Raw genomic sequence first — 12,255 nt, forward strand, 5'->3', positions numbered from 1 at the left:
TTTCTGAAAAGTACTCGATGGGAATAACTTGATCAATTATCCTTTTTTTATCATGGCTTCTGACCTTATATTTGGGGAAGTTTTACGTTTATTGTTACCAATCCACCAAACCGATATTGCACTCACTAAACCAGCAAAAACAACATACAAGCTAAGTAAAATGGGAGATCCATTATTATAACCTAATAATGCAGTGGCAATGATAGGTGTCAAACCACTAGCGAAAATTCCGGAAAATTGATATACGAAAGACATTCCTGTGTACCTGACTGGAGCATCGAATAGCTCTGCAAATAATGCAGCTTCTGGCCCATAAACTGACGAATAAAAGATTCCTAGAGGAATGATGAGTGCCATCCAGATTACAAGGGTGCTGCCATTACTATTCGACATTATCCAAAAAGCAGGAAGGGCAGAAAGTCCTGTAACAAGACTGCCAATTAAATAGGTTCGAGTTCTTCCAATTCGGTCAGATACATGACCGAAGATAGGAATGAAAAAACACATGACAAATGCTGCTGCGGATACACCGAGTAATGCTTCAGTACGTGATAAATCAAGAGAGTTTGTTAAATAGGTAATTGAAAATACACCCATAACATTAAAAAACACGCCGTCTATATATCTTGCACCCATGCCAGCCAGGACATTACCGGTATTATTTTTCCACATGTCCTTTATTGGCATGTTAGATTCTACGTTACTTTCCTTCACTTTTTTAAACTCAGGTGATTCCGAAACATTAAGCCGAATCCATAAACCAAGGAATATCAATATCGAGCTAAGCGCAAAAGCTGTTCGCCATCCCCATGACATGAACTGACTATCAGATAAAGTGGAAGAAAGTACTCCCACAACACCAGAAGACAAAAGCAAGCCAATTGATAATCCAATTTGTGGAAGACTCGCATATAGCCCCCTCTTTTTTAATGGTGCATGTTCAAAAGTCATTAGTACAGCACCGCCCCATTCACCGCCTAGTCCAATTCCTTGCAATATTCTTAAGATAAGCAAGCAGATAGGAGCCCATATGCCAATTTGGTTATAAGTGGGTACTAGGGCAATTAATACAGTACTCCCGCCCATAATACCTAAGCTGGTTATCAACATGCTTTTCCGCCCGATTTTGTCTCCGAAATGACCAAAAATCAAGCCTCCCACCGGACGGGCTATAAACCCCACAGCAAATGTGGCATAGGCTAGCAAAGTGGATACGATCGGATCATCAGCAGGAAAGTATAGCTTATTGAATACTATTCCAGCGACTACACCGTAAAGGAAAAAGTCATACCACTCAATAGTAGAACCAATGAGACTTGCTCCCACCACACGTGAGAGCGTTTTATCCTTTTTTATTTCCATCTCTTTTCCTCCCTAAAATTGACAAATTCAAAAAAATGGTTGGATATGAAGAAGAGTACGATAAAGTATCTAATGGATTTCAAAAAATTAATCCGAGTGGGAGACAATTTAATCGATATATACCAGTATCTGATAACTCCACAAATGAATTTTGTACTGTTTTTAAAATGCTTTCTAAAGATGTTTTAAAGTGAATGTATCTATCCTTGATTTGTTTGGGCACTTCAATAATTGTTAAAACTTTCAGAATTGGCCAGTTTGGTATGTGCTTTCATTTTGGTGTTATTTCAGAGACAGCTTGTGAATTTCGGTTAGAAAGTTTTTCAGCTAATAAGTGAAAAACATTCCGTATGTCCTGCTCAGTCGGAACTCTTCTGTTAGTAGCTATTCCATTACCTGAAAGTGCATCATTAACTAATGTTGGAATTTCGGCATTTAATTTTTGGGTGTCTATATATTTAAGTCCGTCATGCCAAACACCGAACTTTTCATTAAATTCTTCCAAAGAGGAAATAGCAAATAAAGTAAGGTTTTCTTTGCTGAGAGAGGGAGAGGCCCCAAGTGCCAATGCTATTTCTGCAAAATGTTCTTGGCAGGAATCTAGGCTGAATTCCATAACAAAGGGCATCAGCAAGGCTACGCTTAGTCCATGTGGAATGTGGAACCTCGCTCCTAACGCTCTTCCTGCTGCGTGGGCTAAATTTGTTGAAGCATTTGAAAAAGCGATGCCTGCATAACAGCTTGCCAACATCATTTCTCTTCTTGAATCAATATCTGATCCATTTTCAAAGACATTTGGCAGTGATTTTCTGATTAGTTTTATAGCCTCAATAGAAAATAATTTGGTCATGATTGTCGCTCTGTTCGAAAGAAGTCCTTCAATAGCGTGTGAAAGAGCATCGAGCCCTGTATAGACCGTAAAACTGGGGGGGAGGGTTAAAGTTAATTCCGGGTCTAGAATTGCCACATCTGGAACAAGGTCCGGGTGACTTGGATTCATTTTTATATTCGTATCAAAATCAGTGATAACCATAATTTTAGTAACTTCAGATCCGGTTCCAGATGTTGTAGGAACCGCAAAAAGAGGGAGTCGATCTAGTTTTTGGTAATTAGGTATGCTCTTCCATTCAGTATCCATCGATTTACCGAAAACTGATAATGCCTTTGCTAAATCAATGGCACTGCCTCCTCCTATGCCGAGTACACAATCCCCGTGAAAATCATTGAAATGGGTTAATGCCTCTTTAACATGTTTGGTAGACGGTTCGCCTGAAAAATTAGTGAAAAGTTTGTATTCTATACCACTTTTCGTTAAGATAACCCCTATCTTTTCATGGAGGTTCAACGGAGGTTTAGCCAAGAAAGAGTCCATGAGTATGAAAACTTTTCTTCCTCCTTTTGAACTAATTAGTTTTCCCAAATAATGAATGGCACCATTTTCAAGCATAATATTCCGAGGTAAATCAAGTATAGCCATTTTATCACCCTTTTCTTAATATTGTTAAAGAGTTTAACTGATAAAATAATAATGCAAGAAACATGCCGAAGTTGGAATGTTGTGAAAATTGTGTAAAAAAGGTGCTTCACTTAAAATAATGGTATTGAATTGTCACCAACCTGGTAATAAAATGACTACAAAAGGAGGCGGATAAATGGAAAAAAAGGAACTTTTAGAAAAGATAAAACATTTAGAGGCAAACAATAAACAAATGCGTACAATCATTGACTTTTCCTCAGACGGGCTTTATGTGGTTGATGAGGATGGAATCACTATAGAAGTTAATAAGGCTTATGAAGAAATGACAGGGATAAATCGTAATGAAGTTATTGGTAAGGATATTAGAGATTTAGTATTAATGGAGTATTTTGATGAATCAGCTGCGTATATGGCATTACAGTCTAAGAAAACTACCACTATCATGCAAAAAATCAATAAATGTAAATATTTTGTAGCAACAGCTACCCCAGTCTTTGATAACTCAAAGAAAAAGGTAAAAATGATAGTTACGAGTGTAAGAGATATAACTTATTTGAATCATTTACAAAGTCAAACAAGAAAAATTGAACTTGATAATGAAATTGACGCAAAACACAACATTAAACATCATCCTCAAATAATTTATAAAAGTCAGCAAATGCAGACCCTTATAAAAAAGGCAAAAAAAATTGCTGCATTTCCAACATCTGTACTCATTACAGGTGACTCCGGGACAGGTAAAGAAGTATTGGCTAATTACATACATCAATACAGCCCACAAAAAGAAGGCCCTTTCATTAAGGTGAATTGTGCAGCCATCCCATCTGAATTATTTGAGTCGGAATTGTTTGGATTTGCTAATGGAGCGTTTACAGGAGCTAAAAAAGGTGGAAAGGCTGGATTTTTTGAAAAAGCGAATATGGGTACCATCTTATTAGATGAAATTGGGGAACTTCCATTGATGATGCAAGCTAAATTGCTCCGTGTTCTCCAAGATCAAGCTATTACCCGAATAGGTGAAACAAGACCAATTCCTCTTAACTTTCGATTAATTTGTTCCACCAATAAAGACCTAAGGGAACTTATTTATAAAAAGCAATTCAGAGAAGATTTATGGTATCGGATTAATGTCATCCATTTAGATATACCACCGTTACAAAAGCGGAAATCTGATATTTTACCTCTTATTGATTTTTACCTTATGATGCTTTGTGAGCAGTTCGGGTTAATAAAAAAAATAATGCCTGAAACTATAAAGCTTATGGAAAGTTATCATTGGCCAGGAAATGTTCGTGAGCTGAAAAATATAATTGAGTATTTGGTGGTATCAACATCAGTACCTTCCATATTCCCTAGAGACCTGCCTGAACATATTAGGGATAATTGGAAATTAGAGAGCGATACCGAATATGAGGAATATCATATATCCCCCTCAAGTCACCGTAACTTAAAGGAAGCAATGAATCAATTTGAAGCTCAGATAATCTTAGAAGCCTTAAAATCCTCACCAAGCATTCGAAAAGCAGCTATTAAACTCGAAATTGACCATGCAAATCTAATTAGGAGAATGAAACGTCTTGGGATTCAGAATTGAGGCAAATGAAATCTATAAATGAAGCCTAATAGACGATATGCACCCAAAGTTTTTACCTCTAGTTATATTTTTTACCCCTATACGATAAAATTGGATAGTTATGGAAGGAGTTTTTTTCCTGAATAATAATGACCCAGCAAATTATATTCCCCTTTAATTCACTCATATCATTTTAAACAAACTAATAATATCATATGTTAATTTCCAACATGTAATAGGTAATTGGACATTCCAAAAGAAACATAAGAACGTAATAGTAAAAATATCGAAAGGTGAAAGGTTCGAACCTTATTATCGTTCAAATATAAATATATATTTAGGGGGGAAAGAGCATTATCAAAATATCGAACAGGATGGTGAGAATGTATGAAGGATTTATTGAAAATTATCGCAGGAAACATTTCCATGACCTTTGCCTATGCTTATTTAATCGTCCCCAATGAAATCATCAATGGCGGGGTAACTAGCTCGGCATTATTATTGAATGCATTATTGGGCTATAACATTGCCATGCTCGCCAATTTGGTTACAGGATTACTGTTAATCATTTGTTTAGTTTTTCTAGGGAAAGAGTACTTTTTTAAGTCGATCGTAAGTTCCCTTAGCTATATGGTTTTTTTTAATTTTTTTTATTCATTGAACTTTCATTTTGATATGAATATCGTTTTAGTGATTTTCATTTCGTCGATTTTTATAGCGATAGGATATTATTTATGTATAACTGCAAATGCCTCCACTGTTGGCTTTGACGTGCTCGCCTTAATTTTACATCACAAAAATGAAAAAATAGATATTGCTGCGACAATAAGGATTATTAATCTTATCGTACTGATATTGGGCCTTCTGGTTTATGGTTATGCATCGATTGTTAAGGGAATTGCTTTTACATTGCTTTTTTCATATCTTTTAAAGAAAATGCTGGATAGGAAGCAGAAGGCAGTAACGTCAGCTACGGAAAGTGTGTTGGATGAAACACCACAGGTAAATGAAGTAAAATAACTAAAATTGCAGACTTAATGGACATCGTTTTTTATATGAAAATTTTCATTTTGTTATCTAAATATTCTGATTTTTAAATTGACTTTAAAAAAATCAGAGTGTATTATACACATAGAAAGTGGTACTAACATCATGACGTAGTGATGTTAGATCCGCTTCGGATTTCAAAATAGCCATAAGGAAGGAGGACTAGTGATATAGAATCCTAAGTTCATAGTGTCATACCCTGTGTTGTTTGAAAATGCCATGTTTCCAGTTCCCACTATCTTTGTGAAAGTGTAAAGGACAGGCAGCTGAAAAGCCTGCTTTACATTCAAGTAGCGATTATCTTAGTTGATTCCCCAAATTATTGAAAGTTGGTGGAGGGTATGAAACATCAACAGGAAGAACTGAAACCAGGTCTGAAACAAAGACATTTAACGATGATATCTTTGAGTGGTGTCATAGGAGCTGGTTTATTCGTAGGAAGCGGTATCATTATTGGTCAAACGGGCCCCGGGGCGATATTATCATATGTTTTGGCAGGCTTGATCGTTGTGTTAGTCATGAGGATGCTTGGGGAAATGGCCACAGTGAATCCTAATACTGGATCTTTTGCGGTTTATGCAAGAGAAGGGATAGGTGAATGGGCCGGTTTTACAACAGGTTGGTTATATTGGTTCTTTTGGGTTATCGTAATCGCTTTGGAAGCAACGGCTGGAGCAGCAATCATTCACAGCTGGCTTCCTTCCGTTCCCGTCTGGGTCATAAGTCTATCATTGATCATCCTATTGAAAATGACGAATATTTTTTCCGTGAAATCGTTTGGTGAGTTCGAATACTGGTTTTCAATCATTAAAATAATCAGTATCATACTATTCCTGTGCCTGGGGGTGGCAGTGATATTAGGGTTTATCCCAACGATAAAACCACCTGGCACTTCCAATCTTTTAAACTTTGGCGGGTTTATTCCAAATGGTCTAAGTTCTGTGCTTGTTGGTGTTGCGATCGTTTTTCATGCATTTGTTGGAGTGGAGATACCAGCGATTGCTGCGGGTGAAACCAGTGATCCGGTCAAATCAGTTAGAAGTGCATTGAATAGTGTGGTTTGGCGAATCCTGATTTTCTATATCGGGTCCATCGCCATACTGGTGACGCTATTACCTTGGAATTCGGCTTCTTTGCTGAAAAGTCCATTTGTCGCCGTACTTGAAATGCTGGGAATCCCTTCTGCTGCCCTGATCATGAATATAGTGATTCTCATTGCATTGCTATCCTGTTTGAATTCGGGATTATATACGAGTTCACGCATGTTATTTTCACTTGCACAAAAGGGTGACGCCCCAAAGCTATTTTCTAAAGTGAGCAAGAACGGTGTCCCTATATTTGCTGTAGTCGGCTCTACTATATTCGCCTTTATCAGCACCATTTTCAGTTATGTTTCACCAGATAAAATCTTTTTCTTTTTAGTGAATTCCTCGGGAGGAGTCGGAATTCTTGTTTATCTGGCCATTGCGGTTTCCCACCTCCGATTAAGGAAGAGAATGGAGAAGGAGAATCCTGGAATATTCAAGATCAAGATGTGGTTATTCCCGTATTTGACTTATGCAACCATCATTTCCATGATTTCCGTGTTAATATTAATGGCTTTTATCGATTCGCAGCGTCCGCAGTTCATATTTACCATGCTATTTAGCTTGATCGTTATTTGTTCATTCTTTTTCATTCGGCGAAAAAAAGCGAAGTATTTGGAGAATGAATTAAATATTGCTTCTGGTTCCCCTAATTCTGAAAAGTTTTAGCTTTGGCTCTACACCATTGGTTTAATTTAAGGTTACTTCTATGGAATTCCTCAGACAAAATTCTTCAATTCACTAATCAGCTAGAATATGATTCCAATAGAAAAAGAGATTGTGCCAATAAGTGCTTGGTGCCATTTGTCTTTTAAATCATGAAGGAGGGGTTATATTGAATGGTTTAAGTGTAATAACCAGTGGAGTTGTCCTTGGAGCCATATTGCTGTCAGGCTGCGGCAATTCAGCTGAACCGGACGAGGCTCAACAAGAAAAAAGTCCAATCATGAATGAAAATCCGGAATCAAATACGGGTGAAACCCAAAATCCGGAGGTCATTAAAAAAGGTGTCGGCGATGTGATTCAATCCATAAAAGAATTGGAATCAGAATTAAGTGCGGAAGCGGATCCAGAGAGAATTCAAGAAACGGGAAAAGATATGAGTTCAATTTGGGATTCGATAGAAAAGCAAGTGGAAGATGAATACCCGGATTGGTATGAAAGAATTGAGAAAAACCTTTACCCATTAATTGGGGAGTCAGGGAATCCGGAAAAGGACCTTGAAAAGATTAAACGACTCTCTGAAGCTACAAAGGAAGATTTACAGTTATTTTTGGAAGAAGTTAATTGAATTCTCTTTATACCCTGGTTTAGCAAGTTTGGTGATTTTGGAGGAGGTAAGATGAGGAGGGGAGCATAGATTGGAAAGGGCAAAAGAATGCAAAGAGGTTCAAGCAGTGATATTCGATTGGGCAGGAACGACGGTGGATTATGGTTGTTTTGCACCGGTCCAAGCATTTGTCGAGATATTCAGGATAAGGGGGATAGATATTACCGTTAAGGAAGCAAGGGGACCTATGGGGTTATTGAAAATGGATCATATTATGGAACTCCTGAAAATGAAACGAATCTCTAATTTATGGAGTGCTAAATTCGGGAAAGAACCGGACGAAAGAGATCTAAATTCATTATATAAAGACTTTGAGGCTTTGCTTTTTAAAGTTCTAAAGGATAATGCCAAGCCAATACCCGGCGTAATTGAATTAGTCAGCCGTTTAAGGCAGCAAGGAATAAAAATCGGTTCGACAACGGGGTATACTCGTGAAATGATTGATGTTGTTAAAGAAGAGGCGGAAAAATGGGGCTATCAACCCGATTCCATCGTTGCGTCCACCGAAGTGCCTTCAGGTAGGCCTGCTCCTTGGATGTGCTTTAAGACGGCGATGAATCTCCAAGTGTATCCACTCAGCAAAATCGTTAAAGTGGGTGATACGATCAGTGATATTAAAGAAGGAATTTATGCGGGAATGTGGACTGTTGCCGTATTGAAAGGCGGCAGTGAAATCGGACTTTCAGAAGCAGAAATCAGTGAAATGGACCCTTATGATCTGCAAAAACGGATGAAGCATGCAGAAAACCGTTTTTTGAATGCAGGTGCCGATTTCGTAATTGATGAAATAGGTGATTTATTGGAGATCATCGATAGAATCAACTACAGATTGACTGAAAAAAAGGATATATTTATTGGTTAAAAAAGAGTCAAATACATGTGTTAGTGCCTATGCTGGACAGAGATTTTAAATTAATTCGAAATATTCAAATTATTTATTGACTGTTACGCATAATGGTAGTATTATACATCTTATAACTGGTACGGACGTCGCAACGTCATTATCAGAAATAAATTTTAATTAAGGAGAATGTGCTATGGTCGAAACAAAAATGTTAAGAGGTACGAAAGTAAAAATGACACCAAGTGAAGCCATCGTTGAGACATTAGTGGCCGAGGGAGTTAAACATATCTCGGGAATTTTGGGATCTGCTTTCATGGATATGCTTGATTTATTGCCAACTGCAGGCATTCGTTTCATTGGTGTCCGCCATGAACAAAGTGCAGCACATATGGAAGATGCTTATTGTCGTGTCTCTGGTGTTGCTGGAGTTGTCATCGGGCAAAACGGACCTGGAATGACGAATATGGTCACCTCTGTCGCAGCGGCCAATCAAGCTCATACTCCAATGGTGGTCATATCACCTTCAGCTGGTACACCAACAGTTGGATGGGATGGTTTTCAGGAATGCGATCAGGTTTCCATCTTCAAGGCAATCACGAAAGAAACAGTTAGAGTGACACACCCAGGCCGGGTCGCTGATTGCCTAAGGACAGCATTTCGGATTGCCTATGCCGAGAGGGGACCGGTTTTATTCGATATCCCTCGTGATTACTTCTATGGTGAAGTGGAAGATCAAATACTTCAACCACATCAATATCGCGTGGATGAAAGGGGCTGCGGGTCTTCTGAATCCTTGGATAGAGCGGCAGAAATTTTAGCCGAGGCGAAGTATCCGGTGATCATTTCCGGTAGGGGAACGGTTGATTCAGATGGCATTGAGGAAATTAAGAATATGGCGGAATATTTAACGGCTCCGGTAGCTGTCTCATATATGCATAATGATGCTTTTCCTGCTGATCATCCATTGTCAGTAGGCCCAATCGGTTACATGGGTTCAAAGGCTGCGATGAATACACTTAAGAAAGCGGACGTCATATTGGCGGTAGGCACAAGATTATCGGTATTTGGAACGTTACCATGCTATGACATTGATTATTTCCCGAAAGATGCGCAAATCATCCAAATTGATATTAACCCAAGGCAAATAGCGAGGACGCACCCTGTGGAAGTGGGAATCATCGGAGATGCCCGCGAAGCGAGTCGTGAAATCTTGAAACGGTTGAAGGCTGATAAACCAAACCTAAAACAAGAAAAAGAGCGGATAGTAGAAGTTACGAATGAAAAACAAAAATGGGAAGAAGAATTGGTGAATCTTGCGATGATCGATGGAACCCCGATCAATCCGCGTCGGGCCCTATTGGAATTGACAAAAGTGTTGCCTGAAAATGCCATCGTCACTACAGATATCGGTAATGTATCTTCAACTGCAAACGCTTACTTGAAATTCAATCAGGGACGCAGGCATATCGCTGCGCTTACATTCGGGAATACTGGATTTGCTTACCCATCCGCACTAGGTGCCAAATTAGCTGAGCCGAATACGCCTGTTATAGCCATTGTTGGAGATGGCGCGTGGGGCATGAGCTTACATGAAGTGAGCACGGCCGTTGAAGAAAACATACCTGTCATAGCTTGTGTCTTCAATAATAATGCTTGGTGTGCTGAGAAAAAGAATCAGGTCGATTTTTATAATAACCGTTTTGTAGGGGCCGATATCCAAAATCCTGATTTTGCAGAAGTTGCCCGATCAATGGGTGCTGTAGGCATTAGGGTCGAAAAAGCAGACGAGTTAGGCGCTGTCATTGAAAAAGCAATAAAATCAAACAAACCGACTGTCATTGATATACAAGTGGATGGAACACAATTGGCTCCGCCATTTAGAAAAGATGCATTAAAAATGCCTACTAGATTATTAGAAAAATATTCTCATTTAGATCATAAAAACTGGGATAAATAAAAAAAGGTGATAGGACAGCTGCGATGCCCTGATGAACGATTGGGGTCATCGCACCATCACCAATTCGCATAAAAGGATCTGTAACAGCATGGGAACTTAACTTAGTTGCATTCGATGAAAAATAAGGGGGTTTCAAAAGTGAAGATGGAAACTGAAACGAAAGACCTTGTTCAAATGGATAAAGACCATTTATGGCATGCGATGCATCGCTATAATGAGAAGGATGCTCCCATGATGGCTACAGAAGGATCCGGCTCATGGTTCACTGATACTAAAGGGGATAAATATTTAGATGGTGTCTCCGGATTATGGTGCTTGAACCTTGGTCACGGACGAAAAGAGATTGCCCAGGCAGCCTATGAACAAATGATTAACTTATCTTACTTCCCTTTAACATTAAGTCATAGGCCGGCAATCGAATTATCTGCAAAAATAAGTGAACATTTAAAGGGCCCTTATACAACTTTTTTTACGAACAGCGGCTCCGAGGCGAATGAGACAGCTTTTAAAATAGCCAGGCAATATCATTCCCAAAATGGAAATCAGGGTAAATACAAGTTCATCTCAAGGTATAGAGCTTATCATGGCAATACTTTTGGCGCGCTCAGCGCAACTGCACAGGCTAATCGAAGAGTGAAATATGATCCGGCGGTTCCAGGTTTCCTGCATGTTCCACCCCCGTACAGTTATCGAAGCCCGTTTGGGGAAAACGTTGAAAACTCCGATTTGCTTGCAGCTGAATATATCGATCAGGTCATTAACTTTGAAGGAGCTGAAACGGTAGCGGGCGTTATCCTTGAACCATTCATCTCTGGTGGCGGGGTCCTTATTCCTTCAAAAGAATACTTAACGAGGGTTTCGGAAATCTGTAAGAAGCATGATGTTCTATTAATTGTGGATGAAGTGGTTTCAGGTTTTGGAAGAACCGGAAAAATGTTTGGGTTCATGCACTCAGATGGGGTTCAACCGGATATTGTTACGATGGCAAAGGGTTTGACCAGCGGTTATCTTCCACTTGGGGCAACGGCAGTGAATTCCAGGATTTATGAGAAGTTCAAAGACAACGGAAATTTAAATCATTTCAGGCATGTGTCAACATATGGAGGCCACCCTGCATCTTGCGCAGTTGCGCTAAAGAACATTGAAATCTTGGAAAATGAAAACATCGTTCAACGAGTATCTGAACTTAGTGAATCGACACTAAGCGCGCTCTTTGAATTGACAGCCCTGGATAAAGTAGGGGAGGTTCGGGGAGTTGGGTTTTTATATGGCATTGAATTAGTGGAAGATAAAAAGACAAAAACGCCTGTTTCCGAAGAGGTCATGGGTAAAATAATCGGGGCTTGCAAGGCAAAGGGTCTTATCATCGGACGTAATGGTGATACGGTTCCTGGATATGGTAATGTACTCATCATTGCACCGCCTTTATCTTCGACCGTTGAAGATTTACGCTTTGTCATAGAAACGGTTAAATCCGTTTTATGTGAATTATGCTAACCAAAAGATGATTAGCTTTAGGGTGCTATATATATAGAAGAAAAAAATGAAGATGGGCATGATATGTCTAGCCGATTTGACAT

Annotated in this window: 9 protein-coding genes; 7 read left to right on the forward strand and 2 right to left on the reverse strand. The window is 39.0% G+C overall.

Annotation, left to right across the window (positions count from 1 at the left end):
- Positions 1-36: 36 nt before the first annotated feature.
- Positions 37-1,362, reverse strand: coding sequence for an MFS transporter (locus AC0VX1_RS10760; RefSeq protein ID WP_413011056.1), 1,326 nt, complete (start codon positions 1,360-1,362; stop codon positions 37-39).
- 271 nt (positions 1,363-1,633) lie between these two features.
- Positions 1,634-2,839: an iron-containing alcohol dehydrogenase gene (locus AC0VX1_RS10765; RefSeq protein ID WP_475471174.1), complete on the reverse strand. Its 1,206-nt coding sequence runs from the start codon at positions 2,837-2,839 to the stop codon at positions 1,634-1,636.
- A 175-nt stretch (positions 2,840-3,014) separates the two neighbouring features.
- Here AC0VX1_RS10765 and AC0VX1_RS10770 point away from each other — a divergent pair, with 175 nt between their 5' ends.
- From AC0VX1_RS10770 to AC0VX1_RS10800, 7 genes are all read left to right on the forward strand, one after another.
- Positions 3,015-4,433 (forward strand): sigma-54 interaction domain-containing protein, encoded by a 1,419-nt coding sequence (locus tag AC0VX1_RS10770; RefSeq protein ID WP_475471176.1) that lies wholly within the window; start codon positions 3,015-3,017, stop codon positions 4,431-4,433.
- A gap of 366 nt (positions 4,434-4,799) precedes the next feature.
- On the forward strand, positions 4,800-5,432 hold the full coding sequence (locus AC0VX1_RS10775) for a YitT family protein (protein WP_475471178.1): 633 nt from the start codon (positions 4,800-4,802) through the stop codon (positions 5,430-5,432).
- Between the two features lie 368 nt (positions 5,433-5,800).
- Complete coding sequence (locus AC0VX1_RS10780) at positions 5,801-7,213, forward strand: amino acid permease (protein ID WP_057276002.1); 1,413 nt, start codon at positions 5,801-5,803, stop codon at positions 7,211-7,213.
- A gap of 166 nt (positions 7,214-7,379) precedes the next feature.
- The gene (locus tag AC0VX1_RS10785) at positions 7,380-7,835 is read left to right on the forward strand and encodes a hypothetical protein (RefSeq protein ID WP_475471179.1); all 456 of its coding nucleotides are present in this window, start codon (positions 7,380-7,382) and stop codon (positions 7,833-7,835) included.
- A 70-nt stretch (positions 7,836-7,905) separates the two neighbouring features.
- Positions 7,906-8,736 (forward strand): phosphonoacetaldehyde hydrolase, encoded by an 831-nt coding sequence (gene phnX / locus AC0VX1_RS10790; RefSeq protein WP_475471181.1) that lies wholly within the window; start codon positions 7,906-7,908, stop codon positions 8,734-8,736.
- 175 nt (positions 8,737-8,911) lie between these two features.
- On the forward strand, positions 8,912-10,675 hold the full coding sequence (gene xsc / locus AC0VX1_RS10795; RefSeq protein WP_063576547.1) for a sulfoacetaldehyde acetyltransferase: 1,764 nt from the start codon (positions 8,912-8,914) through the stop codon (positions 10,673-10,675).
- Positions 10,676-10,819: 144 nt separating this feature from the next.
- Entirely contained in the window at positions 10,820-12,172 is a 1,353-nt protein-coding gene (locus AC0VX1_RS10800) for an aminotransferase (RefSeq protein WP_475471751.1), read from the forward strand.
- Positions 12,173-12,255 lie beyond the last annotated feature (83 nt).

This window comes from Peribacillus sp. QJM3NY_7 (genome assembly GCF_056173225.1).